The organism is Burkholderia sp. 9779_493 (assembly GCF_015712215.1).
Taxonomy (GTDB): Bacteria; Pseudomonadota; Gammaproteobacteria; order Burkholderiales; family Burkholderiaceae; genus Burkholderia; species Burkholderia cenocepacia.
The window spans coordinates 26,314-51,843 of the sequence record NZ_JACCQA010000032.1; the positions used below are offsets into that span (position 1 = coordinate 26,314).

Sequence of the window (25,530 nt, forward strand, 5' to 3'; positions counted from 1 at the left end):
TGCGTCAGAACCCGAACGCGATCGCGAGCAAGCCGCTCGCGATCCCGAACACGACGACGAGCGTCGCGACGATCGCCAGCATGGTCGGCTTGAACGAACGCGCGAGCATCGCGAGCGACGGCACGCTGATCGGCGGCAGCGTCATCAGCAGCGCGGCGGCCGGACCGACGCCCATGCCGAGCGACAGCATCGCCTGGATGATCGGCACCTCGCCGGCCGTCGGGATCACGAACAGCATGCCCGCGACCGCGAATGCGACGATCCAGCCGAGATGATTGCCGATGTCCGGGCCGATATGCGGAAACAGCCACGCGCGCGCGGCGCCGAGCAGCAGCACGAGCACGATGTATTCGGGCACGAGCCGCACGGCCATGCGCGCGAGCAGTTTCATCCAGCGGACGAACGGATTGCCGGCCGCGGCCTGTTCGGCCGCCAGCGCGGCGAGCTGGGCATCGTCGATATTGCGGTCTTCAGGACGCGCGATGCGGTTCAGCAGGTAGCCGATCCCGAATACCATCGCGATGCCGAGCACGAGGCGCAGCGCGCTCCAGTGCCAGCCGAGCACGAAGCCCATGAACACCAGCGCGGCCGGGTTCAGCACCGTGTTGCCGAGCCAGAACGCGACCGCGCCGCCCGGCGATGCATGACGCGCCCGCAGCCCCGCGACGACCGGCGCCGCGCAGCACGTGCACATCATCCCCGGCAGCGACAGCAGCCCACCCGCGGCGACGCTGCCGAACCCGGTGCGGCCGAGCACGCGCGCCACCCAGTGCGCGGGCAGCAGCGCCTGCACGGCCGAGCCGAGCAGCAGGCCGAGCACCATCGCCTGCCAGATCGCCTTGCCGTATGCCCACGCGTAGTCGAGCGCCGCCTTCAGCGACGGCTCGGGGGCGGCCGCCGACGTACCCATCAGGATCGACTGGCCGATCGAATGATGCTCGGCGGCAACGAACGCCTTGTTGTAGTACGGGAACCATTTCACATAGAAGAGCCCCGCGACCGCGATCAGCAGGAAGGTCATCCAGCCGAGGGCGGGACTGGGTTGGGTGCGTGTGGTCGTCATCGTGTGGTGAACGTCGATTGGTTTTTGTCGGTTTCGGATGTCGCGCCGCCAGCAAGCGCGGCCGATGCCGGCAACCCGGCGCGCGCGAGTTCGGCCAGCAGCATGCGCGCCTGATCGCGCACGTCGGCCGCGTTGGGCCGGAACGTGAACGTCAGCGCCCGGTTCGGCTTGTCGTACGTCGCACGGTAAGTGCGCGCGTAGGCGGGATCGTAATGCTTGTCGATCAGCTCGGTGAACAAATCGGCCCGCGCGCCGGCATCGATCAGCCCCTTCCAGCGCGTCACCTCTTCGCGGCTGTGCAGCCCGATCAGCCGATGAAGCTGCGCCTTGAACGCGTCCGGTTCGTCGAACAGGTGCGCGTAATCGTCCAGCAGGAACGCGATCCGCTCGTCGTGGGCCGCTTCGACCTGCACCCACGGGCCCGCATGAAACGCTTCGATCAGCGCGATCGGCAACTGCACGAGCCCGATCCGGCGGCTTTCCGACTCGACGAACACCGGCCATTGAGGGTCGAAACGCCCGAGCGTCTCGACGAGCCCCGAATCGAACCCTTTCTGCGCCGGCTGCGGCTTGCCCGGTAGCGCGCCGAGCAGCGAACCGCGATGGCACGCGAGCGCTTCCAGGTCGAGCGTCTGCGCGCCGACGTCGCGCAGCGCGTTCAGCAGGCGCGTCTTGCCGCACCCCGTGTGGCCGACCAGCGCGATGTAGCGAAAGCGCGTCGGCAGCGACGCGAGGGTCGCGCACACCGACTGGCGGTACGCCTTGTAGCCGCCGTCGAGCTGGCGCGCCTTCCAGCCGATCAGGTTGAACCAGGTCGTCATCGAACCCGAGCGCTTGCCGCCGCGCCAGCAGTAGATCAGCGGCCGCCAGTTGCGCGGCCGGTCGGCGAAGGTCGTGTCGAGATGGCGCGCGATGTTGCGCGCGACGATCGCCGCGCCGACGCGCGTCGCCTCGTACGGCGACACCTGGCGGTACATCGTGCCGACGAGCACGCGCTCTTCGTTGCTGAGCACGGGCGCGTTCAGCGCGCCGGGAATATGGTCCTCGGCGAACTCGAGCGGCGTGCGCACGTCGATGATCTCGTCGAACTCGCCGGCGCGATCGAGGGTGACAATCAGGTTCTTCAATTTGGCGTCGAACAGGGGCGATGCGGCTCGTGGAGCCGCATGGGCACGGAGGGCGGATTGACGATTATCTCACGGGCCGGCGTCCCGGGCCGCGCGCGGTAGTCCGCGGCGGCGAGGCGGCCTGCATCGCGTCGATCAGGTGGTCGCGAAATGCACGCACCGACGCGGGCAGATCGCGCCCCGCCATCGTCTGTACCTGGATGCTGCGTTCGCGCAGTTGCGGGTTCGTCACGGGCACGACGACGAAGCCGTCCGCATCGGAGCGATCGCGCACCGACAGCAGCCCCGTGAACATCACCGCGCCGGTGCGCCGTGCGTAGCCGTACATCGCCGCGGTATTGTTGCTCGTCAGTTCGGGCTCGAGCAGCAGCCCGTCGAGCGCGCACGCGATGTCGATCAGCTGGCGCACCGTCGTGCCGGCCTCGGGCAGCACGTGCGCGTGGCGCGCGACATCGGCGAGCGACACCGCGTCGCGCGCCGCGAGCGGATGATCGTGCCGGACCAGCGCAAAGACGGGCGCGCGCTCCGTGTGGTCGACACGCACGCCCTTCTCCGGCGCGAGGCTGAAGGTCAACGCGATGTCCGCGTCGCCGTCGCGCACGCGCCGCGTCGCATCCGCCGGCGACACGACCCACACGGTGAAATCGACGCCCGGGTGGCGCGCCTTGAAGCTCGCGAGCACGCCGGGCAGGAAGTCGATCGCGAACCCTTCCGAGCATGCGATCTTCAGCAGGCTGCCGTGCAGCGCGTCGAGCCCGCCGATGTCCTTCATCACGTGCTCGGCCTCCAGCAGGCTGCGCTGCGCGAACGCCAGCAGCCGCTCGCCGGCTTCCGACAGCGCCATCCCGCGCGGCCGCCGCTCGAACAGCGGCGCGCCGAGCTCGCTCTCCAGCTTCGCGATCTGGCGGCTGATCGCCGACACGGCCACGTGCAGCCGCACGGACGCGTCGCTGATCGAGCCGGTACGCGCCACCTCGACGAAATACCGCAACGCCAGCCCATGCAGGAAAGCCGCCATCGTTCTGTCTCCGCGCCGCATCCGGCCGCGCTGCTTTGCCTTTTCGGCAAAGAAAGGTTCGAAATTCGATCATTGTGACAAAAAAACGGGCTTTCTAGAATCGATCGCACTTCACGTTGCGTGCACGGCCCGCGCGCAGCGGAACCACACGGGAGACACGCTTTGAGCCGTACCGCCGCCATCCAGCACGCGCTGAACCAGTTCGAATCCGGTGCGTTCTTCGCAACCCTGAGCCGCCGCGTCGGCCTGCGCACCGAAAGCCAGGAAAGCGGCAGCGACGCCGCGCTGCGCGCCTATCTGACCGACGAGATCGCGCCCGAGGCCGCCCGCCTCGGTTTCACGTCGCGGATCGTCGACAACCCCGTCGACGGCGGCGGCCCGTTCCTGCTCGCGTCGCGCCACGAAGACGACGCGCTGCCGACCGTGCTGATCTACGGCCACGGCGATGTCGTGCGCGGCTACGACGCGCAGTGGCGCGCGCCGCTGTCGCCGTGGACGCTCACGGCCGACGGCGACCGCTGGTACGGCCGCGGCAGCGCCGACAACAAGGGCCAGCACACGATCAACCTGGCCGCGCTGGCGAGCGTGCTCGACGCGCGCGGCGGCCGGCTCGGCTTCAACGCGAAGCTGCTGATCGAGATGGGCGAGGAAACCGGGTCGCCGGGCCTCGACGCGCTGTGCCGCCAGGAGCGCGACGCGCTCGCGGCCGACGTGCTGATCGCCTCCGACGGCCCGCGCATCGCCGCCGCGCGCCCGACGGTATTCCTCGGCTCGCGCGGCTCGGTCAATTTCACGCTGAGCCTGCGCGCCCGCGACGGTGCGCATCACTCCGGCAACTGGGGCGGACTGCTGCGCAACCCGGCGATCGTGCTCGCGCATGCGCTCGCGAGCCTCGTCGACGCGCGCGGCGCGATTCGCGTCGCCGGGCTGCGCCCGCCGCCGATCCCGGCCCCGGTACGCGACGCGCTCGCCGATCTTGCGGTCGGCGGCGGCCCCGGCGACCCGGCGCTCGACGCCGATTGGGGCGAGCCCGGCCTGTCCGCGGCCGAACGCGTGTTCGGCTGGAACACCTTCGAGATCCTCGCGTTCAAGGCCGGCAATCCGGAGCATCCCGTCAACGCGATCCCGCCCGCCGCGTATGCGCACTGCCAGTTGCGCTTCGTCGTCGGCACCGACTGGAAGGCGCTGCATGCGCACTTGCGTGCGCACCTCGATGCGCACGGCTTCGCCGACGTCGAGATCGACGTCGAACGCGGCGCACCGGCGACACGCGTGCCGCCGGACGATCCGTGGGTGCGCTGGGCCGTCGCGTCGCTCGCGCGCACGACCGGCAAGAAGCCCGCGATCCTGCCGAATCTGGGCGGCACGCTGCCGAACGACGTGTTTGCGGACACGCTCGGGCTGCCGACGCTGTGGGTGCCGCACTCGTACCCGGCGTGCTCGCAGCACGCGCCCGACGAGCATCTGCTCGCGAGCGTCGTCAGCGAGGGGCTGCAGATGATGGCCGGCCTCTTCTGGGATCTCGGCGACGACGCGCCGCCCGTTCGCCGCGCGGCATCCGCCGCGGCCGGCGCCGCCCTGTAACGCGCTTCGCCCCTTTCACGGGACCTGCACACACGATGAATACGACCACCCTGACCTCGCAGGACGCCGCGCGCCCCAGCGCCGCGAAGATCCGGCGCATCATCTTCGCGGCGTCGATCGGCAACGCACTCGAATGGTTCGACCTGATCGTCTACGGCTTCTTCGCGGTGACGATCGCCAAGCTGTTCTTCCCCGCCACGAGCGAAGCGACGTCGCTGATGCTGACGCTCGGCACGTTCGGGCTGTCCTATCTGATCCGGCCGATCGGCGGCTTCGTGCTCGGCGCGTACGCGGACCGCGCGGGCCGCAAGGCGTCGCTGCTGCTGTCGATCGCGATGATGATGGCCGGCACGCTGCTGATCGCGCTGATGCCGACCTATGCATCGATCGGCATTCTCGCGCCGCTCGGGATCATGCTGTCGCGGCTGATGCAGGGCTTTTCCGCCGGCGGCGAATTCGCGAGTTCGACCGCGTTTCTCGTCGAGCACGCGCCGCAGCGGCGCGGCTTCATGTCGAGCTGGCAGTTCGCGAGCCAGGGCCTCGCGACGCTGCTCGCGTCGGGCTTCGGCGCGCTGCTGACGGCCACGCTGACCTCCGCGCAACTCGAAAGCTGGGGCTGGCGCGTGCCGTTCCTGTTCGGCCTCGCGATCGGCCCGGTCGGGCTGTACATCCGCCGCTACGTCGACGAAGGCGTCGAGTTCAAGACGCAGGCGCGCTCCGAAGCGCCGGTGCGCGAACTGTTCGTGGACCAGAAGCTGCGGCTGCTGCTGTCGGTCGGCGCGCTGGTGATCTCGACCGCGATCAACTACATGATCCTGTACATGCCGACCTACGCGATCAAGCAGCTCGGACTGCCTGCGTCGACCGGCTTCGCGGCGACGCTCGCGACCGGCTTCGTGCTCACGCTCGTCACGCCGGTCGTCGGCCATCTGTCCGACCGCACCGGGCGGATCCGCATGATGGCGGTCGCGGCCGTGCTGATGCTCGTCACCGTATGGCCGACGTTCGCGTGGCTCACGCGCCACGCGTCGTTCGCGACGATGCTCGCCGCACTCGTCTGGATCGGCGCGCTGAAGGCGATGTACTGCGGCGCGCTGCCGGCGCTGATGGCCGAACTGTTCCCGGCGCAGACGCGTGCCACCGGCCTCGCGGTCAGCTACAACACCGGCGTCACGCTGTTCGGCGGCTTCGCGCCGTTCGTCATCACCTGGCTGATCAGCACGACCGGCAACCGGCTGTCGCCGGCGCTCTATCTGATGGGGTGCGCGCTGCTGAGCCTCGCCGCGCTGTTCGTCGCGCGCACCCGGCTGAAGATGCGCTGACGCGGAAAACGACGGCGCAGCGGTGCGCCGCCGACGCGGCCCGCCGCGGCATCGCTGCCGCGCGGGCCGCGCGCCGTTTACGGCGCCGGGTTCGGCTGCCGTTCGTGCAATGCGTCGATCTCGGCGAGGATCTCGTCGGACAGCGTCACGTCGATGCTGCCGATGTTTTCCTTCAACTGCTCGAGCGACGTCGCGCCGACCAGGTTGCTGCGCACGAACGGACGGCTGTTGACGAACGCGAGCGCCAGTTGCGCGGGCGACAACCCGTGACGCTGCGCGAGCGCGACGTAACGCGACGTCGCCTCGACGGCCTGCGGCTTGCTGTAGCGCTGGAAACGCTCGAACAGCGTGATGCGCGCGCCGGCCGGACGCGCGCCGTTCTCGTACTTGCCGGACAGCCAGCCGAACGCGAGCGGCGAATACGCGAGCAGGCCGACGCCGTCGCGATGCGTGAATTCCGACAGCCCGTTCTCGAACGTGCGGTTCAGCAGGCTGTACGGATTCTGGATGCTCGCGATGCGCGGCAGCCCGAGCCGCTCGGCCGCGCGCAGGAACTGCGCGACACCCCACGGCGTTTCGTTCGACACGCCGATCGCGCGCACCTTGCCGGCCTTCACGAATTCCGCGAGCACGCCGAGCGTTTCCTCGATCGGCACCGTGTACGCGTCGTCGACCCACGGATACGCGGGACGGCCGAACGTGGTCGTGCTGCGATCGGGCCAATGCAGCTGGTAGAGATCGACGTAGTCGGTCTGCAGGCGCTTGAGGCTGCCGTCGAGCGCTTCGGTCAGGTTCTTGCGGTCGAACTGGTTGCCCTCGCCGCGAATATGGCGCGGATTGTGCGGCTGCCGCGCCGGCCCGGCGATCTTCGTCGCGAGCACGATACGGTCGCGCTGCGCGCGATGCTGCGCGATCCAGGTGCCGATGTATTGCTCGGTGCGGCCCTGCGTGTCGGGCTTCGGCGGCACCGGATACATCTCCGCGGCGTCGATCAGCGTCACGCCCTGCCCGAGCGCGTAGTCGATCTGCTCGTGCGCGTCGCGCTCCGAATTCTGCTCGCCCCACGTCATCGTGCCGAGACCGATCAGGCTGACCTCGAGGCCCGAATCGCCGAGTGTGCGGTATTCCATGCTGTTCCTGTCGCGTCGGTGGAAAGCAGGAACGCTATCACATTGAAGCGCGTGCTTCAGATGGGCCCCGCACACGCTTACAAGCGGCCTTCGGTGCTGCCCCATGCGCCTCGCGCGCCCGCCTGGACGGCCGCGTCGCCGCCTTCCGTCACTGCGGCCGCTGGATGAAGCAGGTCGCCGATGCATGCGCGACGATCTTGTCGTCCGGCGTCTTCAGCGTGCCCTCCGCGACGCCCAGCGAACGCGACAGGTGAATCACGCGCCCTTCCGCGATCAGGTCGACGTCGCGCGGCACGGGCCGCAGCATCTTCACATGCAGATCGACGGTGCCGTAACCGACGCCCGCATCGAGCATCGAATGCACCGCGCACCCGGTGACCGAATCGAGCACCGTCGCGGCGAACCCGCCGTGCACGCCGCCCAGCGGGTTCAGGTGCCGGCCGTCCGCCCGCGCCGAAAACTTCACGTAACCGAGCTCGACGTCGAGCGGACGCATCGGAATCGTCTCCGAAATCGACGCAAGGGGCGCGTCGCCCGACACGGCGGCACGCAGCAGATCGAGGCCAGACAGGGAAAGCGGATTCATCGGGTTGTCTCCGGGTTGAAAGCGCGTCGCCGCGCGAGTAAGTTCCAAATTGGAACTCATTATTGTCAACGATGCCGGCGGTTGTCAACGCGACTGCGCCCGTTGCCACCGAACGCGGGTTCTATAATCGAACCCGCTATTTCGCTGAACCGCCGCAAGACCGCCGCATGAGGCAAGAGACTCGACGATGAAATGGGATGACATCGGCACGCTGAACTGTTCGGTCGCGCGCACGCTCGCCGTGCTCGGCGACCGCTGGACCATGCTGATCCTCCGCAACGCATTCCTCGGCTGCCGCCGCTTCGACGCGTTTCAGGCGCAACTCGGCCTGACGCGCCACGTGCTGGCCGAACGGCTCGCGCGGCTCGTCGACGAAGGCGTGCTCGTCAAGCGCGCGTATCAGGAACGCCCGCCGCGCTTCGAATACCGGCTGACGGACAAGGGCCTCGACCTCTACCCGGCCCTGCTCGCGCTGATGGCGTGGGGCGATCGCTGGAAGGACGACGGCCAGGGGCCGCCGGTGCAACTGCGTCACCGGACCTGCGGCCAGCTGATGCACGCGGTGACCGTATGCTCGGCCTGCGGCGAACCGCTCGACGCGCGTGACGTGCAACCCGAGCCCGGGCCCGGATGGATCGCGTCCGACGGGGCTGAGGCGCCTGCAGCCGAGGATTGACGATCCGCTGCGTGCGCGGATGCCTGTCTAATTGATGCGTCCGCCGGACATACACTTGGGCCACAGGCCGCAAGGCGTCCGGGCCCGACCGAGCGGGCGCGCGTTGCTCGCACGCGAGTGAGCGGCAACGGCAAGCGCAATCGCACGCCATCGCCAGCCCTGTTCCGTATCCGTTAATTGATCGCCCCGCGCGCACGCACGGACTGCACAACGCAACTTCGCATCACCCTCTCCACCCCTGCCGATCATCGCGCGGACCGTCGCTTCGCATCCGCACGTGACCGGGCCGCCACGCGTGCGTTACACTCTCGGCCCGCTGTCTCGAAATTATTCGCTGTCCAAGATGTTGTCGCGCAATCGCCTCGCTGCCGCCTGTCTCGCCGCTTCCCTGCTCGCCACACCCTTCGCCGCCTTCGGCAAGACGCAAAGCGAATCGCTGCTCCAGCAAGCGATCGATCTCGTGTCGCGATGGCTGCCGGCCCCCACTCACGAAGCCCCCGCGACCCAGGTCGTCGAATCGGCCTTCTCGCCCGACGGCGGCGCCGAGGCGCTCGTGCTGAAAGCGATCGGGGCGGCGCGCAGCTCGATCCGGGTCGCCGCCTACTCGTTCACGTCGCCGCCCGTCACGCGCGCGCTGCTTGCCGCCAAGCGCCGCGGCGTCAACGTCGCGGTGGTGGTCGACGACAAGGGCAATCGCGCGAAGAGCAGCAAGCAGGCACTGAACCTGCTCGTCAACGCGGGCATCCCGACGCGCACGATCGACGCCTATGCGATCCATCACGACAAGTACCTCGTGATCGACGCCGAGCACGTCGAAACGGGGTCGTTCAACTACAGCGCGTCGGCGGCCAGCCGCAATTCCGAGAACGTCGTCGTGGTCTGGAACAATCCGCAACTCGCATCGCGCTACCTCACGCACTGGCAAAGCCGCTTCGACCAGGGCACGCCGTACCGCTCCAGCTACTGACGCACGACACGCACGTTCGCCCGACGCTCGACCGCTCGCATGCACGCTACCGTATTGCGGATGATCGCCGAGCGCGGCGCGATGTTCAATTCGGCCCAATGGCCAGCCTGCCGCCTCGCGAAACGCCCGTCCCGCGCGACACCGCCGCGTTCGAAGGATGTCAGGCACCCCGCCTGGTCGCGATGCCGACGTGCGCGCCCGGCACACAGCGATTCGCGTGCCCGTCCGCACTGCTTGCCGAATTCGCCGCGAGACCATGGTCGCCCATCGGCAGCGCACTGCGCACGCAATCGGTACTGAACGTCAGCGTGTTCTGCACCAACGGGTAAAGGAGATACAGTGCAAACGCGAGATAGCCCGCGTACAGGATTCGAACCATGGTGTGCGATGGGAGATGACGAACGATTGGACTCGTCCTGTTTACGGCAGCGCGACGCGCAAGCTTGAGGTATCGCCGGTCCGATCGCGCATCGCGACGCAACACGGGCCGATGACACCCGCTTCTTGCCGCATCTTCCCTGCGCCTCACGAACCCGATCGCCACCGCCACGGTTTGCAGCGTGGCGATGCATCGCGGAATGCGCGATACTGTTCGACGGACGACCCATGACCGGCCCGACGGCCGGGACAAGAGACAAGGCCCATGCAAATCGCACCGAAACCGGCCGACGAGGCGACCCGGCTCGATACGCTTCATTCGCTCTCGATCCTCGATACCCCGCCCGAAGAGCGCTTCGATCGTCTGACGCGCCTCGCGCGACGACTGTTCGATGTCCCGATCGCCCTCGTCAGTCTCGTCGACGAGAATCGCCAGTGGTTCAAGAGTCGTGCGGGCCTCGACGCCACGCAGACGCCGCGCGACGTGTCGTTCTGCGCGCACGCGCTGCTCGCGGGCGATACGATGGTGATCCAGGATGCACTGAACGACGATCGCTTCCACGACAACCCGCTCGTCACCGGCGCGCCCGGCATCCGCTTCTACGCCGGCCGGCCGCTCACCGCACCGAACGGCGCGCCCATCGGCACGCTGTGCCTGATCGATACGCGGCCCCGCTCGCTCGAACCCGACGAACTCGCCCTCCTCGGCGATCTCGCCCACATGACCGAGCGCGAGATCGCCGCGCTGCATTTCGCGACGACCGACGAGCTCACGCAGCTCACGAACCGGCGCGGCTTCGAGATTCTCGCCCGCCACGTGCTGCGCCTGTGCGATCGCGTCGGCCGTCACGCCGTGCTGCTGTTCTTCGACCTGAATGGTTTCAAGGCGATCAACGACCGCTTCGGCCACGCCGAAGGCGATCGCGCGCTCAAGGCGTTCGCCGACACGTTGACGGGCGCGCTGCGCGACAGCGACGTCATCGCCCGGCTCGGCGGCGACGAGTTCGTCGTGCTGTTGAGCGCCACCGATCCGGCTGATGTCACCGAGCCCGTCGAACGCGTGACGCAGGCGCTCGCGCAGCGCAACGCAGCCGACGCACGCGGCTACGCGATCCGCTTCAGCGTCGGGCACGTTGCGTACGATCCCGCACGCCATCTCACCGTCGCGGACCTGCTCGCATCAGCCGATCGCCGGATGTACGAGCACAAGCAGCGCGACAAGGCGGCCGGCGCGTAACCGCGGACGAGTCGGCAGGCGCGACGGGATCAAACCGCCGCGCGGCCGCTTCTCCGCGGTCGTGCCAAGACGTCGGTTCAACTGCCGCAGGGCGGCGCGCTGGCCATCGCGTCCGCGATCTGCTCGGGTGTCAGATCGCGCTGATGCGTCGCCAGCGACCAGCGATGCCCGAACGGATCCTCGACCTGCCCGTAACGATCGCCCCAGAACATGTCGGCGGCCGGCATCGTCACCGTCGCGCCGGCCGCGACCGCCTTCGCGATCGCCGCATCGGTGTCCGGCACGTACAGATGCAGGCAGACCGGCGTGCCTTTCAGCGCCTTCGGCCCCAGCGCACCGTGCTCGGGCATTTCATCCACCAGCATCAGCGTCGAATCGCCAATCGCGAGGCACGCATGCGCGAGCCGGCCGTCTGGCATCGCGAGGCGAAACTGTTCGGTCGCATTGAATGCGCGCTTGTAGAAATCGATCGCTGCGGTGGCGCCCGCACAGATCAGATGCGGGGTCAGCGTGCGCATCCCTTCCGGGATCGGCTTGACGGACGTGGGCATGGTGTCGCTCCTTCAGTCGGTTGTCGTATCGAAAATCGGGACGGACGCGCGATGCGCACGCCTCCGATGCTACGACGGACGACGCCGACGGAAATCGACACGGCGCCCAGGATTTTTTTGCTTGCTTGACGGACGGGAGCACAGGACGCCGCGTCAGGCGTCATCGGCCCGTTCGATCGGCCGGCTCGCCCGGCTGGCCGAATCGACGGCGGCACACCTCCAGCAACTCGGCCACCGCATCGAGCGGAAGATCGGCAAACCCGGCGATCGGCAGCATCACGCCCGCCCGGCACCTTCACGCGCGACGAATGCGCGGAGAATTGGTAGCCGATGTAATGATTACCGGCGACGCTGACGACCCGGAATGCCGTGACGTCGCGCCACGGCACCGACGCCGGTCAGTTGCATACCTTGACGGTACCGTTGGTCGTGCATTGGCCCATCGCCCAATGGCTCTGCCCCGCCAGATGAGGCGCGACGCCGATGCCGCGAATCGGCGCGGCCGGCGGAGACGATGCAGGAACGGTCGCCGACGCGGTCTCGGGTGACGGTTGCACGGGCGCAGGCCCGGATGCGGTCTGGCAGGCGGCAAGCGCCAGACACAGCGCGACGGCCAGCGGGACGATGGCGGATCTGGACAGGGTCATGAGCGCGCTCGCATGATGCGTTCTGGATACCGGCCCGCAGTCAGATCTGCGGCAGATCGCGCAACGTGCGCGACTCGCTCGTGGCATCGATGTCGAGTTCGATGCCTTCCGATGCATCGCGATACAGCACGCGTTTCAGCCTGGGCCCGGTTGCGGTGGCATCCGTTGCCGAGAAGATCGCGCGGACATCGTTACCGGACGCGAGCGCGCGCGCCACGTCGGCCACCGGAGCCTCGCTGGGCGTCGACGCCCACGAGCGATCGGCCGGGTTCACGGCCGCCCAGCGCACGTGCGTCACGCGCGCGCTGAGCGGATCGATTCGGACACCATTCACCGCAAACGTCGACATCGGCCTCTCCTTTGAATTTTTGCGGCTCGTCGCATGCATCCGGCCGACTGTGAACGGCCCGGATCCCGCCTGCGCAGCCAGCACGGCCTGCGATCATGTGCGCTGCGCCGGCCGACGCGATTTTCGATGATACATTGGGACGCTTTGCAACCGTCAACAGACAATCGTGTACGGGAGAAACACATGAGCGACGCCTGGGGAACCTTCCCTGCCAGAATGGGCGACCATCAGGCTTTCATCAGCTTCAACCACGGCTTCGCGGAAATCGCCGAAGGCGATCCGCGCACGTCGCTGCTCAGCGTGCGCGTCCCCTTTGCGCATCCGTCGCCCGAAGGTTTGCCGACCGGCGACGAATTCGCCGATCTCGCGAAGATCGAGGATCTGCTCGACGCCGCGATCACCGCGAAAGGCGGCGTGCAGGTCGGCCGCATCACCGTCGACGGCAACCGGGATTTTCTGTTCTACGTACCGTTCGACGAAGAGGCCGCCGCGGAGATCGTCGACTCGCTGGCCGACCAGACGGCCTATGCGCTTCAGTACGCGCATCAGGACGATCCCGACAAGACGACCTACTGGCAGACGCTCTACCCGACCGACGACGACTGGCAGATCATGCGCGACATGCGCACGCTGGATGCGCTGCGGCAGCAAGGCGACGTGCCCGACGTGAGCCGGCGCGTGATGCACTGGGCGTATTTCCCCGACCCGAGCGACGCGCATCAGTTCGCGGACTGGGCCGAAGCGAAAGGCTATCCGGTCGAATCGGTCGCGCCGACCGAAGACGGCAAGTCGGCGGTACGGTTTTCGCACGAAGGCACGATGACGCTCGCCGACATCACGCGCCACACGATCGCGCTCAATCGCGAGGTGCGCGCACTCGGCGGGGACTACGACGGATGGGAAACCAGCGTCGAACAGGCGGGCTGAGCGGAGCGCCATGCCCGCGGCGCGTGATGTGACGTAATGTGACGTCACACGCCATCTGACGCAAAAAACATCCCGGCAGCGTGGTTGCGCGCCGCCGGGATCAAGGCATCGCCGGCAAAAACCGGCGATGGGCCTGAGGGTTCGCTCAGGCACGAGGAAAGCGATGCGTACGGATCAGGCGAACGGATGTCGGGGTGCGAACGAGTGCCGTTGCGCCGCCCGCCGGACGCCTGTCCGGTTCCGCCGACGCAACCTTCCGGCGTCGGGGGGCAAAAAGCCCCCGCTCCTGCGCGAGCGAGCGGGGAAATGGTTGACCGGGCCGGGGAAGAACGGTCAACCGGTCAAATTGTGATCGCGGGCCGTGCGACGGTCTGTGCGGCAACTCACCCTTTAGTAACAATGTGATGGCGACCGGCATGCGCGCGTACCGGCGAATATCGTCACGATTCAAGCGCCGCGCGCGGCTTGCCGGCTTCGCCGACGAGGAACCAGCCGACAGCTTCTTCGCAGCTGCCGCTGTCGTACCGCATCGGAGTACAACCTGTCAGGCCGGCAACAGTCGTCATTGCGCCGGCGTCGACAGCGTTCGTTTTTTCATTTCGGTGTTTTATTTTGTTTTAATTCAAGTGGAATTTTCAGCCCGGGGCGCAGTTTCCGGTAAGTCTCGGGTATTGTCAAAGCAGGATTATTCTATTTTTTTATGCGCGATGATTTTCGCCTCACTTTTTTCGTGCGGAATTTCGCGCCTACAATGATCTGCGTCACGAAAACGCGATTTCTTCGCTACAGCGAACCAGTGGAAAACCAGTCGGCAACCATATCGATCCAGTCGAGATTGCTGACGATTTCAATGGCGGCGTCGCCGACCATTGCGGCTGTCGACACATCTGCGGTCACCACGCCGGTTGCCACCGCGCTCGCCTTCGCAATTCCGGTCGATGCGACGGGCCCGGGATCGGCAAGCCGCTCCAGCCACTCGACGATATTGGCGCGCGCGTCTTCCTCATCCGTGAAATCATTTCGCGCCAGGAACCGATCGAACACGATCCACCCGAGCGTCTTGTTTCGCTCCTCGGATTCGAGTTGCCGGTCGACGACGGCGACACGGCCGGACTCCGTGATGTCGAGCGTTGCGGTGAAACGGTAATCGAGATATTCGATCTCGAGTTTCGACGACATGGCTTCTCCGCTCAATCTGCCCTCTCGATTTCGATGATGCCCGGCGCGTCACGTGCTTTGCGACACAATGTGAAGCTTGCGTGAATTTCGCGCAGCGCATCATTTTCGCTGGCAGTATCGCGATATTCTCGCGACCTGTCGATATGGACCATCCACGTATGGCCGCCCAGATGCTTTTTTGCCGTGCCGGTTGAGTCGTCAAGCGCTCCGTTTTCCTGTTTCCGGTATCGACCTGCTCCGCAGCCGCAATCGCGCTGCTAAACTCGGATCACAAAGACCGCTTGCGCCACCAGAGGAAATAATGACGCTCGCTCACGCACGACAAAGCGGCGTAGATGTCTGGATCGTCCAGCTTCCCGGGCACGCGCCCTATGCCTATACGCACCTCAAGCGGGTATTCGCGTCCGACGACTCGCGGCATCGGGTCGTGACGATCGACCTGAAGAAGCTGCTGGCCTGCGCCGACCGCGACACCACGGACTATGTGCTGCCATCGGTTCAGTACTGGGCGCCCGGAAAAGCCGCGGGCATTCGCGAATTTCTCGATCCGGACCGGGACCGGATTCCGGACATGCCATTCATCACGTTTCGCGAGACGAGAACACGAACGTTGCTCGGCCTTCCCGGCCTGTCGAAAGTCGGCGTCGCATCGTTCCGTAACGGCCAGCATCGTGCGCGCTATCTCGCGTATGCCGGTGCGACCACCTTGCCCGTCGAAATCCACGAGACCGAAGCCGATTTGCTTGTGCGGTATTGCGGCGAATGACGCCAGGCTGTCGCCCGATGTGAATGCATCGTGGCCAAGCGCGCTTGCACTCGCGCGCGGCCGCTCGCGTCGACGCCGACAAGCCTCACGCCTGGATCGCGTAAATCCGGTCGGTGACTTCCGTCTGGCCGATGCGACTCGTTTCGACATCGATCCATTGCCAGCCGTTGTGCTCGTAGAATCCGATCGCACGCACGTTGCCGTCCAGCACCTGCAGATGGACCTTGTCCACGCCGATCGACCGGGCCCACGCGCGAACGGCTTCGATCATGCGCTTGCCCGTGCCGCCGCCGTGATGCGCAGGATGGACGTGCAGGCAATCGAGCAACACGCCACGCGCCGGATCGACGGGGCGCTCGGCACTGACGAAGCCGACGGGCTCGCCGTTCGCCTCGGCAATCAGCACGAGGCCCCACTCGTTCTCGTTGCGGTCGAGATACTTGCGCCATCGGACCGCGTGCTCCGTCGGTACCTCGTCGGACAGATAGCTGGCCGGAAGGATGTGGCTATAGGCGATTTGCCAGCTCAGCGTATGCAGGCGAGCGATGTGATTCGCGTCGTGCGGCGTCGCGGCGCGCAGTGTGGTCCGTGTGTCCGGCATCGGTAGCAACTCCTTCTGCTGTTCGCTTGATCGGCATGCGTCGTCGCAAAATATACCGTGCTTTGTGAAATGCCTTTCGCCGGGTTCGTTGTCGGGGCACCGGCACTGCGGGCAAAAAAAATCCCGACACCGTCATCGGTCATCGGGATCGAACGGCCCTGCAAAGCATGAGGGCACGAGGAAGGTCACACATTACACGCATGTAAGACTGTTGCGCTTTGTCGGTTTGCGCCGAGCCCCTGTCCTATTCCGCCAATCAGCTGGTTATGAGTGGCCGTAAACGAAAAAAGCCTGCTCGCGTGTGGCGCGAGCAGGCAAGAAAACGGATCAGCATTCGAGGCACGAGGGCTGTCCAGGAAAGATAACGGCACGGCGCGCGGGAACCTTAGAGGGGAAAGCTAGCGTCGCAGGCAAAGTGGCGTGAACGTTGTTGGCGCAACGACACGGGAACACGATACGAAGCAGGCCCGGGGCGTCGCCCTCGCCGTCATCCACGTCGGCGATGCCGGACAAGCGGTGCCGTCAGTCGATACCCCGTTGCGCGTTGCGCAACGATTGCACGATCGCGCGCCCGATTTCGATACCTGCCCGCGTCGCCTCGTCCGAGGTCTCATATTCGGTATCGAAGTCATATCGCCGGGGCGATTCGATTCCGTCTTTGCGGACCCGCACGTTCGCCATCCACGTGCTGCCGGGTGCCGGCTGCACGGACTCGACGATGATTTCGTAACCGTCGAATACATCGCGATGGCATTCGATTCTTTTGTGCATACGGTGCCCCTCACATGCGCCTGATGTTGCTGCCGCGCAAGCGCGCTTTACGCAATCGTTCTTTTGGAGAACGAGGCCGAAATGGCATCGTGGTCGATTCGTTGAATACGGGATGCTACTTCGTTAAAGACGCCGTGACCAAGACACACATTGGCTGTATCCGAACGCCAGAAAGCAAAAAGCCCGGCTCAACGAACCGGGCTTTTTGCTTGAATTTGTTGGGGTGGCTGATGGGACTCGAACCCACGACGACAGGAATCACAATCCTGGACTCTACCAACTGAGCTACAGCCACCACTGATACTGCTTGCTTCGTTTCGCTGTTTTGTTTCAGCAGCGAAGAACAAGATTATACGAACACTTTTGAATCTTGCAAAGCCTTTTTTTCAAAAATTTCTTCGGCTTCGTTCAGATGCGCGCGCGCCTCGTCGAACACGGCCAGATCGCCGCGCGCCAGCTTCTTGTTGTCGGACAGCACGCGACGCCAGCCACGCGCGCCCGGCATGCCGCGATACAGCCCGAGCGCGTGTCGCACGATCGCACCGAGGTAGGTGCCACGCTTCAGCTCGGCCGCGCAATACGCGATCAGTTGCGCTTCAGCCTCTTCGCGCGTCGGTACCGCTGCGGTGGATCCGTAGAAGCGCGCATCGACTTCCGCCAGCACGTACGGGTTGTGATACGCCTCGCGGCCGAGCATCACGCCGTCGACGTGCTCGAGATGCTGCGCGACTTCATCGAGCGTCGTGATACCACCGTTGATCACGATCTCCAGCGACGGAAAATCGCGCTTCAACCGATACGCATAGTCGTACTTGAGCGGCGGGATCTCGCGATTCTCCTTCGGCGACAGTCCCTTCAGGATCGCGTTGCGCGCATGCACGACGAACGTTTCGCAACCGGCCTCGGCCACCGTGCCGACGAAGTCGCGCACGAACGCGTAGTCCTCGACCGCATCGACCCCGATCCGGTGCTTGACCGTCACCGGCACCGCCACCGCATCGCGCATCGCCTTCACGCAGTCGGCCACGAGTTGCGGCTCGTTCATCAGGCATGCACCGAACGCACCGCGCTGCACGCGCTCGGACGGGCACCCGCAGTTCAGGTTGATTTCGTCGTAGCCCCACTGCTCGCCGAGCTTTGCGGCGCGCGCGAGATCGTCCCGCTCGCTGCCGCCCAGTTGCAGCGCGATCGGCGATTCGCTCGGCGTGAACGCAAGATGCCGCTGGGCATCGCCGAACAGCAGCGCGCCCGTCGTGATCATCTCCGTATACAGCCACGTATTGCGCGTCAGCGTGCGGTGAAACGACCGGCAATGGCGGTCGGTCCAGTCGAGCATCGGCGCGACGGATACACGGCGGGGAGGAAGCGAGGACGGAACGGACATGGAATTCGGGTACAGGCCAGACGGCACGGAAACAACCCGATATTTTACCGCAATACCGGCGATGCCCGCCCGACACGCGCGCTACCCGCCGCCGAGCTCCGCATCGACCGCCCGGCGCGCCTCGTCGAACACGCGCTCGATCACGCGCCGTTCGGTGAGCAGCATCCCGTCGACCTTGACCCGCCGCCAGTCGATCCGCACGGCATCGCCCTGCAGCACGCGATAGTGCGCGTGCTCGCCGTCCCAGACCTGCTCGGTTTTCACCTCGATCTCGAAGCCGCGGTACGGCTCGCTGAAATCGCCGAGGTCGCTGCCTCTCGGTTCCATCGCACGCTCCGTGGCGACGCCGCGCCAAGCCGCCCGCGCGGCCGGCGCCGCGCGCTCAATCGTATTCGTCGGACAAAAACGACCGGCCATCGGCCGTCAGGTCGACCCGGTCAGCCGTCGCCTGATAGATCAGCCCGTCATTCAGCAACGCATAGACGACGTCATCGAACGCGGCAGGAACCGGCCGGCTGTCGCCGAACTGGTCGATCCATTTCAGCGCCTCGATGGCTTCGGGGGAAAGGATGGGGGTCATGCGTTGGCCTCCGGCATCGGTGTCGTTCCATCCTAGCACTTCGTCAGGAAGTCGAATACCGAGGCAAACGCGCGGCGCGAACGCCAATGCGGCGCCGGCAGGCACGCTGCCCGCCGACGCCGCACGGGTGCGCGGCACATGCGCTCAGAGGCGTGCGATCGAGACTTCCGTCGACTTCACGAGCGCGACGACTTCGGCGCCGACCTTCAGTTCGAGTTCGTCCACCGAACGGGTGGTGATCACCGACGTGACGATGCCGAACGGCGTCTCGACGTCGACTTCGGAGACCACGGACCCGCGAATGATCTCCTTGACCTTGCCCTTGAACTGGTTACGTACGTTGATTGCAGTGATGCTCATCGGGATGATCGCTCCGAAGAAAAAAGTCTCAGAACGGGCGGCCGGGGCCGCCCGGAATTAAACGGCCCAGCGGATCTGCCCGACCGGTCGAACCTTGTCTGCTTGATGCTCGGCGTCGTGATCGGCCGCGCCGGGGCCGCCGGCGAGCACGCGTTTCAGCACGCGGTCCTCCAGCGCCGCGAATGCGGCCGACGCGCGGGCACGCGGCCGGTCGAGCGGCACCGACTGGTCGAGCGCCACCCGCCCCTGCTCGATCAACAGGATGCGGTCGCCGAGCGCAACGGCCTCCTGCACGTCGTGCGTGACGAGCAGCGCGGTGAACCGATGCTCGCGCCACAGGCGCTCGATCAGCGCATGCATTTCGATGCGGGTAAGCGCGTCCAGCGCGCCGAGCGGCTCGTCGAGCAGCAGCAGTTGCGGCCGGTGCACGAGCGCGCGAGCGAGGGCGACGCGCTGCCGCTGCCCGCCCGACAGTTGCGCGGGCCAGTCGTTCGCGCGCTCCAGCAGCCCGACTTCGTCGAGCACCGCGCGGGCCTGGTCGCGCGCGCCGCGGCCGAGGCCCAGCATCACGTTCTGCAGCACGGTCTTCCACGGCAGCAGGCGCGCATCCTGGTACATGATCCGCGTATCGAGCGCGCCGCCGCCCTCGCCGCGCGTCACCAGCGTGCCGCTGCTCGGTTGCTCGAGTCCCGCGACGAGACGCAGCAGCGTCGATTTCCCGCAGCCGCTGCGGCCGACGATCGCGACGAAGCTGCCGCGCGCGATGCCGAGTTCGACGTCGTCGAGCACCGTGCGGGCGCCGAAGCGCTTGCTGACGCCCGACAGCGTGACCGCGTCGTCGGGTGCAGGGCTGCCGCCCGCGCGCCGCCGCGCAAGCGGCACGACCGATGCGCTGCCGTCACGTTCGAGGATCGCCACGTCGCGCGCGTCGCCGTCCGCGACGCGGGCCTGCGCCAGTTCGGCCTCGAGGTCTGCGCCGGCGAGCGGGCCGTAGGCGGCCGCCGAAGTCGTCGCATTCATGCTTTTGCTCCTGATTGATAGGCGGGGTGCCAGCGCAGCGTCACGCGCTCGAGCCATTTCGCCAGCACGTCGGCCAGCTTGCCGAGCACCGCGTACAGCAGGATGCCGACCACCACCACGTCGGTTTGCAGGAATTCACGCGCGTTCATCGTCATGTAGCCGATGCCCGACTGCGCGGAGATCGTTTCCGCGACGATCAGCATCACCCACATCAGCCCGAGCGCGAAGCGCACGCCGACGAGGATCGACGGCAACGCGCCAGGCAGAATCACGTCGCGGTACAGCGCGAAGCCGCGCACGCCGTAGCTCTTCGCCATCTCGATCAGGTTCGCGTCGACCGAGCGGATCCCGTGATACGTATTGATGTAGACGGGGAAGAACACGCCGAGCGCGACGAGGAACAGCTTCGCCTTCTCGTCGATGCCGAACCACAGGATCACGAGCGGGATCATTGCGAGCGCCGGGATGTTGCGGATCATCTGGATCGTCGAGTCGAGCGCGACCTCGGCAGCCTTCGACAGCCCGGTCGCGAGCCCCAGCGCCAGGCCGACGCCACCGCCGATCGCGAAGCCGAACAGCGCACGCCACGTGCTCACTTTCACGTTTGCCCACATTTCGCCCGACGTCACGAGCGACCAGGCCGCGCGCACGACCGCCACCGGCTCGGGCAACACGCGGGTCGACAGCCAGCCGGTGCGCGCACCGACCTCCCACACCACCAGCAACACGAGCGGCACGAGCCACGGCGCGACGCCGCGCCATGCGCGGGCGGCCACGGCGACGCCGGTCGTCGACGGTTTCGTTGTCATCGCAGGCCTCCGTCGCTCAGCTCTGGCTCGTCTTCGGCAGATAGTTGTTGCCGACGATCTCGCCGAACGGCCCCGACAGCGGACCGGCCGCCTTCTCGACGCCCTTGCCCTTGATCAGCGGGAACACGAGTTCCGCGAAGCGATACGACTCCTCGAGGTGCGGATAGCCGGACAGGATGAACGTTTCGATGCCGAGATCCGCGTATTCGCGCATGCGTTCCGCGACCTGCTCGGGATTGCCGACGAGCGCCGTGCCGGCGCCGCCGCGCACGAGCCCCACGCCGGCCCACAGGTTCGGATAGACCTCGAGCGCCTCGCGGCCGCCGCGCTTGCCGCCGTGCAGCGCGGCCATCCGGCGCTGGCCTTCCGAATCCATGTTCGCGAACGCCTTCTGCGCACGCGCGATCGTGTCGTCGTCGAGCCGGCTGATCAGCCGCTCGGCGTCACGCCATGCCTCGTCCTCGGTCTCACGCACGATCACGTGCAGGCGGATGCCGAACTTGATCTTGCGGCCGCGCGCGTCGGCACGAGCGCGAATGTCGGCGATCTTCTTCGCGACGGCCTCGGGCGGCTCGCCCCAGGTCAGGTAGGTATCGATGTGATCGGCGGCGATCGCGTGGGCGGCCGGCGACGAACCGCCGAACCACAGCGGCGGATGCGGATGCTGCACGGGCGGATAAAGCGCCTTGCCGCCCTTCGACTGCAGGTGCTTGCCGATGTAGTCGAACCCGTCGTTGTCGTGCGATGCGGCGAGCAGCCCGCGCCAGATGTTCAGGAAATCGTCGGTGATCTCGTAGCGCGTGTCGTGATCGGCAAAGAGGCCGTCGCCTTCGAGCTCGGCTGCATCGCCGCCCGTGACGACGTTGATCAGCAGGCGGCCGCCCGACAGGCGGTCGAACGTCGCGGCCATCCGCGCGGCCAGCCCCGGCGAAGCGATGCCGGGGCGCACCGCGACCAGGAACTTCAGGCGCTGCGTCGCCGGAATCAGGCTCGATGCGACGACCCACGCATCCTCGCAGGAACGGCCGGTCGGCAGCAGCACGCCGTCGTAGCCTAGCGTGTCCGCCGCCACGGCGACCTGCTTGAAATAATCGTAGTCCGCGGCGCGCGCGCCTTCGGCCGTGCCGAGATAGCGGCTGTCGCCATGCGTGGGAATAAACCAGAACACATTCATCTGCTGCTCCTGCTTGACTGTCACTGCCGAAATTTGAAAAAAACGTCGCCCTGCTCGCGTCGCGGAGGAGCGACGCATGCATGGTGTGCATTCGAATCGGGATGGCTCGCCGGTCAGGCCGTGCAGCGGGCGAGGACGCGATCGCACGGCTGTTTCTGAGGAATCAGTCTAGGGATCGGTACAGGGCTTTGGAACGATTTTTTTGAGCTTAGGTTTTCCGCTTTCGTGATTAGCACGACGCTGGAGCGAATATCGCCGCGGCCGGGCCCTATAATGGCGCACCTATCCGAATAACTCCGCGCATACGGCTTCGGCCGTGCGCGCCTGCGGTGCACTCATCGATGCAGAAAGTCATCCTGCCCTTCCTGTCCGGCTTCCTGGCCGCACTGTTCTTCCGCGAGGCCACGCTCGCCCTCCTCCACACGGCCGACCTGATCGCCGCAACCGGCTTCTCGACACAGCCGTTCGCGCCGCTCGGCATTCCTGAATTTGTCGCGAATGCGCTGATCAGCGCGTGCTGCGCGATTCCGATGGCGTGGTTGTTGCGCGTGTCGCCGGAACGCGAAGCATCGTGGATCGGCGCGCTCGTGTTCGGCGGTATCGTGCTGACGGCCGCCCGCGTGTTCGCGATCGATCCGCTGCGCGGCATCTGGCCGTCGGGCAACATGATGCCGGTACTCGCGGCCGGCTTCGCGGCGAATGCGGTGTGGGGCTTCGGCGCGCTCGTGTTCATGCGCGCGTTCATGTCGGACGACGCGGGCGACGAGTAACGCCGACGCGGGCGACACACCCTTCGGGGTCGGCCCGGCCGACATCCCTGCAAAAAGGCCGCGTGCATGTGCACGCGGCCTTTTCGTTTCTGCGTCGCGCGTCGATCGGCCGCGCGGTCGGGCTGAGCGGCGTCAGTCCTGCAGCTTGCGCAGCGGATGCGTGTCGGGCGTCCACGGGCTGTCGAACATCGCAAGCACGTCGGCGCGATCGACGTCGGCGGCCGACTTGAAACGCCACACCGGCTGGTGATCCTTGTCGACGATCAGCGCGCGCACGCCTTCGATCACGTCGCCGCGCGCAAACGTCGAGCGCGTGAGATCGAGATCGCGCCGCAGGCAATCGGCCATCGTCGCGCCACGCGCGCGTTCGACGACTTCGAGCGACACGGCCATCGACAGCGGCGACAGTTGCTCGCGCATCGCGTGGGTCGCCTTCTCGACCCACCCGTCGACCGCCGCGCAATCCTGCTCGGCGTCGAGCGATGCGAGGATCGCGTTGATGTCCGGCTGCGCGAAATGCCGATCGATTCCGGCGCGCGCATCGGCGAGCGCCGACGTGTCGGGCGTCGGCACGACCTTGTGCGCGGCGGCCGCCTCGGCCACGCACGCGACGGCCTGCGCACCGCTGTCGATGCGCGCGCCGCGCAGCGTATCGAGCAGTGCCGGCAGCGCGGCATCGGGCAGATAGACGTCGGCAAGTTGTGCGTACAGCGCGCCGGCCGCGTCGAGCGTCGCGCCGGTCACCGCGAGATAGCGGCCGATCGCGCCGGGCGTGCGCGCGAGAAACCAGCTCATCCCGACGTCCGGGAACAGGCCGATGCGTGTTTCGGGCATCGCCATCTTCGTCGAGTCGGTCACGACGCGCAGGCCGCCGGTATGCCGCGCCGCCTGCGAAATCCCCATGCCGCCGCCCATCACGACACCGTGCATCAGCGCGATGTACGGCTTCGGATACGTGAAGATCGCATGGTTCAGCGTGTATTCCTCGATGAAGAACGTATCGACCGCATCGCGGTCGCCGCGCTGCCACGCGTCGTGGAAGAAGCGCACGTCGCCGCCCGCGCAGAACGCGCGCGGATGCGGGCTGTGCACGACGACGGCGACGACGTCGGGGTCGTCGCGCCACGCGTCGAGCGCCTGCTGCATCAGCCGGATCATGCCGACCGACAGCGCGTTCAGCGCCTTCGGCCGGTTCAGTTCGAGAAAGCCGATGCGGTTCGCGACATACGCGCGCACGTCGGGCTGGGCGGATTCGGCGGAAACGGCGGCGGAAGTGGAATCGGTCATGAAAGTCGTCCGGCAAACGGCAGTCGCACGCTCAGTGCGCCTGCATCTTCGAGAACAGGTTCAGCACCACGACGCCGGCGATGATCAGCCCGAGGCCGATCACCGCCGGCACGTCCGGCACCTGGCGATAGAGCAGCATCGCGACGAGTGTGATCAGCACGATGCCGGCGCCCGACCAGACTGCATAGATGATGCCGACCGGCATCGTGCGCAACGTGAGCGACAAGCAGTAGAACGCAACGCCGTAACCCGCGACGACGAGCACCGACGGCCAGAAGCGCGTGAAGCCGTCCGCCGCGCGCAGCGCGGACGTGCCGATCACTTCCGCGACGATCGCGATCGCGAGCCATGCGTAACCGGGCAGTTGCATCGCTCAGCTCCTTGCGAGGGCCAGTACCGCGTAGTCGTGACCGAGCTCCGCGCACAGCGCCTCGACGACGAACTCGTGGTCCGCGCGCTGCGGCAGCCCGGACGCGGTGATCGAGCCGATCACGCCGGCGCCGGCGACGGTCAGCGGAAACGAACCGCCGTGCGACGCATACTCGGCGACCGGCAGCCCGTGCTTGTCCGCGAGCGTCGCGCCGGCCTGCTGCATGCGCAGGCCGATCGCGTACGAACTGCGACGGAAATGCGCGACGACGTTGCGCTTGCGGCGCACCCAGTCGGCGTTGTCGGGGGTCGCACCGGCGAGCGCCGCATAGAACAGCGGCTGGCCGAACGTGGCGATGTCGATCGCGATCGCATGGCCGCGCGACGTCGCGAGCGCATGCATCCGGTTGCCGAGCGCCCACGCGCGGGCCGGGTCGAAATGGGGAAACACGAGCGCCTGTTCCTGCGCGCCGATCGATTGCAGATCGTGAGCGATGTCCATGAATCCGTCGATGCAGTAATGAGAGTCGCAACGGCGCCGATGCGATCGCGCAGGGCCGCTGCCGGAATGACGACACAAACCGCTCGATTCTAGCGCACGTGCCCCCACGTACCGGCCCCACAAGCGCCCGCCACGGGATTGTCAGAAAACACTTGCGCACCTCCGGGCAACCCCATATAATTCATTTCTTCGACGGACGCGGGGTGGAGCAGTCTGGCAGCTCGTCGGGCTCATAACCCGAAGGTCGTAGGTTCAAATCCTACCCCCGCAACCAACCGTCCAGAATTTCGCAAAAAGCCCGGCCTCGCGCCGGGCTTTTTGTTTTCGTGCGTCCGGGCGCGCCGCTCGCGCACTCGCCATTTCGCACGACGTGCCGCTCCACGCGCAGGCGTTCGA

General features: G+C 66.7%; 31 protein-coding genes, 2 tRNA genes and 1 pseudogene. 10 read left to right on the forward strand and 24 right to left on the reverse strand.

From position 1 onward, the window contains the following. Positions 1 to 4: 4 nt before the first annotated feature. From H0X95_RS27015 to H0X95_RS27025, 3 genes are all read right to left on the reverse strand, one after another. Positions 5 to 1,063, reverse strand: a complete 1,059-nt coding sequence (locus tag H0X95_RS27015; protein WP_006484180.1) for a permease — start codon at positions 1,061 to 1,063, stop codon at positions 5 to 7. After that, positions 1,060 to 2,190 (reverse strand): tRNA 2-selenouridine(34) synthase MnmH, encoded by a 1,131-nt coding sequence (gene mnmH / locus H0X95_RS27020; RefSeq protein WP_034201819.1) that lies wholly within the window; start codon positions 2,188 to 2,190, stop codon positions 1,060 to 1,062. Before mnmH ends, H0X95_RS27015 begins: the two co-directional genes overlap by 4 nt. Positions 2,191 to 2,254: 64 nt before the next feature. Further along, positions 2,255 to 3,208, reverse strand: coding sequence for a LysR substrate-binding domain-containing protein (locus H0X95_RS27025; protein ID WP_060211538.1), 954 nt, complete (start codon positions 3,206 to 3,208; stop codon positions 2,255 to 2,257). Between the two features lie 162 nt (positions 3,209 to 3,370). Between H0X95_RS27025 and H0X95_RS27030 the strand changes: the two genes are divergently transcribed. Then, complete coding sequence (locus tag H0X95_RS27030; protein WP_048986580.1) at positions 3,371 to 4,792, forward strand: M20 family metallopeptidase; 1,422 nt, start codon at positions 3,371 to 3,373, stop codon at positions 4,790 to 4,792. A gap of 35 nt (positions 4,793 to 4,827) precedes the next feature. Then, entirely contained in the window at positions 4,828 to 6,114 is a 1,287-nt protein-coding gene (locus H0X95_RS27035; protein WP_059723599.1) for an MFS transporter, read from the forward strand. A gap of 77 nt (positions 6,115 to 6,191) precedes the next feature. Here H0X95_RS27035 and H0X95_RS27040 read toward each other — a convergent pair whose 3' ends face one another. Then, the gene (locus H0X95_RS27040; protein ID WP_006495225.1) at positions 6,192 to 7,244 is read right to left on the reverse strand and encodes an NADP(H)-dependent aldo-keto reductase; all 1,053 of its coding nucleotides are present in this window, start codon (positions 7,242 to 7,244) and stop codon (positions 6,192 to 6,194) included. A 148-nt stretch (positions 7,245 to 7,392) separates the two neighbouring features. Continuing rightward, a complete protein-coding gene (locus tag H0X95_RS27045) occupies positions 7,393 to 7,830 on the reverse strand; it encodes a PaaI family thioesterase (protein ID WP_006484216.1) in 438 nt (145 codons plus the stop codon). Positions 7,831 to 8,017: 187 nt separating this feature from the next. Between H0X95_RS27045 and H0X95_RS27050 the strand changes: the two genes are divergently transcribed. Continuing rightward, complete coding sequence (locus tag H0X95_RS27050) at positions 8,018 to 8,506, forward strand: winged helix-turn-helix transcriptional regulator (protein WP_058901421.1); 489 nt, start codon at positions 8,018 to 8,020, stop codon at positions 8,504 to 8,506. A gap of 343 nt (positions 8,507 to 8,849) precedes the next feature. Further along, a complete protein-coding gene (locus tag H0X95_RS27055) occupies positions 8,850 to 9,473 on the forward strand; it encodes a phospholipase D family nuclease (protein ID WP_034201824.1) in 624 nt (207 codons plus the stop codon). Positions 9,474 to 9,633: 160 nt separating this feature from the next. On the opposite strand, the gene H0X95_RS27060 is transcribed toward H0X95_RS27055, so the two are convergent. Beyond that, a complete protein-coding gene (locus H0X95_RS27060; RefSeq protein ID WP_048986581.1) occupies positions 9,634 to 9,852 on the reverse strand; it encodes a hypothetical protein in 219 nt (72 codons plus the stop codon). Between the two features lie 264 nt (positions 9,853 to 10,116). On the opposite strand from H0X95_RS27060, the gene H0X95_RS27065 reads away from it, so the two are divergent. Then, positions 10,117 to 11,088 carry a GGDEF domain-containing protein gene (locus tag H0X95_RS27065; protein ID WP_006484192.1) on the forward strand — a complete coding sequence of 324 codons (972 nt, stop codon included), beginning with the start codon at positions 10,117 to 10,119 and terminating at the stop codon, positions 11,086 to 11,088. Between the two features lie 77 nt (positions 11,089 to 11,165). On the opposite strand, the gene H0X95_RS27070 is transcribed toward H0X95_RS27065, so the two are convergent. The 4 genes and pseudogenes from H0X95_RS27070 to H0X95_RS27080 all read right to left on the reverse strand — a co-directional run bounded on the left by H0X95_RS27070 (position 11,166) and on the right by H0X95_RS27080 (position 12,635). Continuing rightward, complete coding sequence (locus tag H0X95_RS27070) at positions 11,166 to 11,639, reverse strand: VOC family protein (protein ID WP_006484195.1); 474 nt, start codon at positions 11,637 to 11,639, stop codon at positions 11,166 to 11,168. Positions 11,640 to 11,799: 160 nt separating this feature from the next. Further along, positions 11,800 to 12,025 (reverse strand): annotated as a pseudogene (locus H0X95_RS27075) (hypothetical protein); the annotation flags it as partial. Positions 12,026 to 12,037: 12 nt separating this feature from the next. Further along, complete coding sequence (locus H0X95_RS36325) at positions 12,038 to 12,286, reverse strand: hypothetical protein (protein WP_006484170.1); 249 nt, start codon at positions 12,284 to 12,286, stop codon at positions 12,038 to 12,040. 40 nt (positions 12,287 to 12,326) lie between these two features. Then, the gene (locus H0X95_RS27080; RefSeq protein ID WP_006484174.1) at positions 12,327 to 12,635 is read right to left on the reverse strand and encodes a hypothetical protein; all 309 of its coding nucleotides are present in this window, start codon (positions 12,633 to 12,635) and stop codon (positions 12,327 to 12,329) included. A gap of 183 nt (positions 12,636 to 12,818) precedes the next feature. Here H0X95_RS27080 and H0X95_RS27085 point away from each other — a divergent pair, with 183 nt between their 5' ends. After that, a complete protein-coding gene (locus H0X95_RS27085) occupies positions 12,819 to 13,562 on the forward strand; it encodes a DUF695 domain-containing protein (protein ID WP_043204865.1) in 744 nt (247 codons plus the stop codon). 404 nt (positions 13,563 to 13,966) lie between these two features. Beyond that, complete coding sequence (locus tag H0X95_RS27090) at positions 13,967 to 14,317, forward strand: hypothetical protein (protein WP_006484222.1); 351 nt, start codon at positions 13,967 to 13,969, stop codon at positions 14,315 to 14,317. A gap of 28 nt (positions 14,318 to 14,345) precedes the next feature. On the opposite strand, the gene H0X95_RS27095 is transcribed toward H0X95_RS27090, so the two are convergent. After that, entirely contained in the window at positions 14,346 to 14,741 is a 396-nt protein-coding gene (locus tag H0X95_RS27095; protein ID WP_006484118.1) for a hypothetical protein, read from the reverse strand. Positions 14,742 to 15,042: 301 nt separating this feature from the next. Here H0X95_RS27095 and H0X95_RS27100 point away from each other — a divergent pair, with 301 nt between their 5' ends. Further along, on the forward strand, positions 15,043 to 15,507 hold the full coding sequence (locus H0X95_RS27100) for a plasmid fertility inhibition factor family protein (protein WP_006484172.1): 465 nt from the start codon (positions 15,043 to 15,045) through the stop codon (positions 15,505 to 15,507). Positions 15,508 to 15,592: 85 nt separating this feature from the next. Here the strand turns inward: H0X95_RS27100 and H0X95_RS27105 are convergent, their stop codons facing one another. The 10 genes from H0X95_RS27105 to ssuD form a co-directional block, all read right to left on the reverse strand. After that, entirely contained in the window at positions 15,593 to 16,108 is a 516-nt protein-coding gene (locus H0X95_RS27105; RefSeq protein ID WP_196446294.1) for a GNAT family N-acetyltransferase, read from the reverse strand. A gap of 522 nt (positions 16,109 to 16,630) precedes the next feature. Beyond that, positions 16,631 to 16,879, reverse strand: coding sequence for a DUF6566 family protein (locus tag H0X95_RS36330; protein WP_062910674.1), 249 nt, complete (start codon positions 16,877 to 16,879; stop codon positions 16,631 to 16,633). 219 nt (positions 16,880 to 17,098) lie between these two features. Then, positions 17,099 to 17,174 (reverse strand) — tRNA-His (locus H0X95_RS27115). A gap of 54 nt (positions 17,175 to 17,228) precedes the next feature. After that, positions 17,229 to 18,215 (reverse strand): tRNA dihydrouridine(20/20a) synthase DusA, encoded by a 987-nt coding sequence (gene dusA / locus H0X95_RS27120; protein ID WP_006491499.1) that lies wholly within the window; start codon positions 18,213 to 18,215, stop codon positions 17,229 to 17,231. 129 nt (positions 18,216 to 18,344) lie between these two features. Continuing rightward, positions 18,345 to 18,590: a hypothetical protein gene (locus H0X95_RS27125; protein WP_006495306.1), complete on the reverse strand. Its 246-nt coding sequence runs from the start codon at positions 18,588 to 18,590 to the stop codon at positions 18,345 to 18,347. 55 nt (positions 18,591 to 18,645) lie between these two features. Beyond that, positions 18,646 to 18,843 carry a hypothetical protein gene (locus H0X95_RS27130; protein WP_006484168.1) on the reverse strand — a complete coding sequence of 66 codons (198 nt, stop codon included), beginning with the start codon at positions 18,841 to 18,843 and terminating at the stop codon, positions 18,646 to 18,648. Between the two features lie 144 nt (positions 18,844 to 18,987). Then, positions 18,988 to 19,203, reverse strand: a complete 216-nt coding sequence (locus H0X95_RS27135; RefSeq protein ID WP_006476104.1) for a TOBE domain-containing protein — start codon at positions 19,201 to 19,203, stop codon at positions 18,988 to 18,990. Between the two features lie 57 nt (positions 19,204 to 19,260). Then, positions 19,261 to 20,223, reverse strand: a complete 963-nt coding sequence (locus tag H0X95_RS27140; RefSeq protein WP_196446295.1) for an ATP-binding cassette domain-containing protein — start codon at positions 20,221 to 20,223, stop codon at positions 19,261 to 19,263. Further along, positions 20,220 to 21,032 (reverse strand): aliphatic sulfonate ABC transporter permease SsuC, encoded by an 813-nt coding sequence (gene ssuC / locus H0X95_RS27145; RefSeq protein ID WP_006484131.1) that lies wholly within the window; start codon positions 21,030 to 21,032, stop codon positions 20,220 to 20,222. The genes H0X95_RS27140 and ssuC overlap by 4 nt, the downstream gene beginning before the upstream one ends. 16 nt (positions 21,033 to 21,048) lie before the next feature. Then, a complete protein-coding gene (ssuD, locus tag H0X95_RS27150) occupies positions 21,049 to 22,206 on the reverse strand; it encodes an FMNH2-dependent alkanesulfonate monooxygenase (RefSeq protein ID WP_006495307.1) in 1,158 nt (385 codons plus the stop codon). Positions 22,207 to 22,547: 341 nt separating this feature from the next. Between ssuD and H0X95_RS27155 the strand changes: the two genes are divergently transcribed. Next, complete coding sequence (locus H0X95_RS27155; protein ID WP_006484223.1) at positions 22,548 to 22,976, forward strand: hypothetical protein; 429 nt, start codon at positions 22,548 to 22,550, stop codon at positions 22,974 to 22,976. 132 nt (positions 22,977 to 23,108) lie between these two features. Here H0X95_RS27155 and H0X95_RS27160 read toward each other — a convergent pair whose 3' ends face one another. From H0X95_RS27160 to H0X95_RS27170, 3 genes are read right to left on the reverse strand one after another with little or no spacing between them, the layout of a single operon-like run. Beyond that, positions 23,109 to 24,263 carry an enoyl-CoA hydratase/isomerase family protein gene (locus H0X95_RS27160; protein WP_048986584.1) on the reverse strand — a complete coding sequence of 385 codons (1,155 nt, stop codon included), beginning with the start codon at positions 24,261 to 24,263 and terminating at the stop codon, positions 23,109 to 23,111. A gap of 31 nt (positions 24,264 to 24,294) precedes the next feature. After that, positions 24,295 to 24,627: a DMT family transporter gene (locus tag H0X95_RS27165; protein ID WP_369718844.1), complete on the reverse strand. Its 333-nt coding sequence runs from the start codon at positions 24,625 to 24,627 to the stop codon at positions 24,295 to 24,297. 9 nt (positions 24,628 to 24,636) lie between these two features. After that, on the reverse strand, positions 24,637 to 25,134 hold the full coding sequence (locus tag H0X95_RS27170) for a heme-degrading domain-containing protein (protein WP_006484123.1): 498 nt from the start codon (positions 25,132 to 25,134) through the stop codon (positions 24,637 to 24,639). Between the two features lie 197 nt (positions 25,135 to 25,331). Here H0X95_RS27170 and H0X95_RS27175 point away from each other — a divergent pair. Then, a tRNA-Met gene (locus tag H0X95_RS27175) sits at positions 25,332 to 25,408 on the forward strand. Positions 25,409 to 25,530 lie beyond the last annotated feature (122 nt).

Excerpts from the sequence above, each read along its gene's own strand:
- H0X95_RS27045 (WP_006484216.1), bottom strand. The coding sequence starts at position 7,830 with ATGAATCCGCTTTCCCTGTCTGGCCTCGATCTGCTGCGTGCCGCCGTG.
- H0X95_RS36330 (WP_062910674.1), bottom strand. The coding sequence starts at position 16,879 with ATGCACAAAAGAATCGAATGCCATCGCGATGTATTCGACGGTTACGAA.
- H0X95_RS27170 (WP_006484123.1), bottom strand. The coding sequence starts at position 25,134 with ATGGACATCGCTCACGATCTGCAATCGATCGGCGCGCAGGAACAGGCG.
- dusA (WP_006491499.1), bottom strand. The coding sequence starts at position 18,215 with ATGCTCGACTGGACCGACCGCCATTGCCGGTCGTTTCACCGCACGCTG.
- H0X95_RS27065 (WP_006484192.1), top strand. The coding sequence starts at position 10,117 with ATGCAAATCGCACCGAAACCGGCCGACGAGGCGACCCGGCTCGATACG.
- H0X95_RS27070 (WP_006484195.1), bottom strand. The coding sequence starts at position 11,639 with ATGCCCACGTCCGTCAAGCCGATCCCGGAAGGGATGCGCACGCTGACC.
- H0X95_RS27060 (WP_048986581.1), bottom strand. The coding sequence starts at position 9,852 with ATGGTTCGAATCCTGTACGCGGGCTATCTCGCGTTTGCACTGTATCTC.
- H0X95_RS27015 (WP_006484180.1), bottom strand. The coding sequence starts at position 1,063 with ATGACGACCACACGCACCCAACCCAGTCCCGCCCTCGGCTGGATGACC.
- H0X95_RS27135 (WP_006476104.1), bottom strand. The coding sequence starts at position 19,203 with ATGAGCATCACTGCAATCAACGTACGTAACCAGTTCAAGGGCAAGGTC.
- H0X95_RS27090 (WP_006484222.1), top strand. The coding sequence starts at position 13,967 with ATGGCGACCGGCATGCGCGCGTACCGGCGAATATCGTCACGATTCAAG.
- H0X95_RS27040 (WP_006495225.1), bottom strand. The coding sequence starts at position 7,244 with ATGGAATACCGCACACTCGGCGATTCGGGCCTCGAGGTCAGCCTGATC.
- H0X95_RS27055 (WP_034201824.1), top strand. The coding sequence starts at position 8,850 with ATGTTGTCGCGCAATCGCCTCGCTGCCGCCTGTCTCGCCGCTTCCCTG.
- H0X95_RS27160 (WP_048986584.1), bottom strand. The coding sequence starts at position 24,263 with ATGACCGATTCCACTTCCGCCGCCGTTTCCGCCGAATCCGCCCAGCCC.
- H0X95_RS36325 (WP_006484170.1), bottom strand. The coding sequence starts at position 12,286 with ATGACCCTGTCCAGATCCGCCATCGTCCCGCTGGCCGTCGCGCTGTGT.
- H0X95_RS27100 (WP_006484172.1), top strand. The coding sequence starts at position 15,043 with ATGACGCTCGCTCACGCACGACAAAGCGGCGTAGATGTCTGGATCGTC.
- H0X95_RS27025 (WP_060211538.1), bottom strand. The coding sequence starts at position 3,208 with ATGGCGGCTTTCCTGCATGGGCTGGCGTTGCGGTATTTCGTCGAGGTG.
- H0X95_RS27095 (WP_006484118.1), bottom strand. The coding sequence starts at position 14,741 with ATGTCGTCGAAACTCGAGATCGAATATCTCGATTACCGTTTCACCGCA.
- H0X95_RS27105 (WP_196446294.1), bottom strand. The coding sequence starts at position 16,108 with ATGCCGGACACACGGACCACACTGCGCGCCGCGACGCCGCACGACGCG.
- H0X95_RS27085 (WP_043204865.1), top strand. The coding sequence starts at position 12,819 with ATGAGCGACGCCTGGGGAACCTTCCCTGCCAGAATGGGCGACCATCAG.
- H0X95_RS27125 (WP_006495306.1), bottom strand. The coding sequence starts at position 18,590 with ATGGAACCGAGAGGCAGCGACCTCGGCGATTTCAGCGAGCCGTACCGC.
- H0X95_RS27035 (WP_059723599.1), top strand. The coding sequence starts at position 4,828 with ATGAATACGACCACCCTGACCTCGCAGGACGCCGCGCGCCCCAGCGCC.
- H0X95_RS27130 (WP_006484168.1), bottom strand. The coding sequence starts at position 18,843 with ATGACCCCCATCCTTTCCCCCGAAGCCATCGAGGCGCTGAAATGGATC.
- ssuC (WP_006484131.1), bottom strand. The coding sequence starts at position 21,032 with ATGACAACGAAACCGTCGACGACCGGCGTCGCCGTGGCCGCCCGCGCA.
- H0X95_RS27080 (WP_006484174.1), bottom strand. The coding sequence starts at position 12,635 with ATGTCGACGTTTGCGGTGAATGGTGTCCGAATCGATCCGCTCAGCGCG.
- H0X95_RS27050 (WP_058901421.1), top strand. The coding sequence starts at position 8,018 with ATGAAATGGGATGACATCGGCACGCTGAACTGTTCGGTCGCGCGCACG.
- H0X95_RS27155 (WP_006484223.1), top strand. The coding sequence starts at position 22,548 with ATGCAGAAAGTCATCCTGCCCTTCCTGTCCGGCTTCCTGGCCGCACTG.
- H0X95_RS27140 (WP_196446295.1), bottom strand. The coding sequence starts at position 20,223 with ATGAATGCGACGACTTCGGCGGCCGCCTACGGCCCGCTCGCCGGCGCA.
- ssuD (WP_006495307.1), bottom strand. The coding sequence starts at position 22,206 with ATGAATGTGTTCTGGTTTATTCCCACGCATGGCGACAGCCGCTATCTC.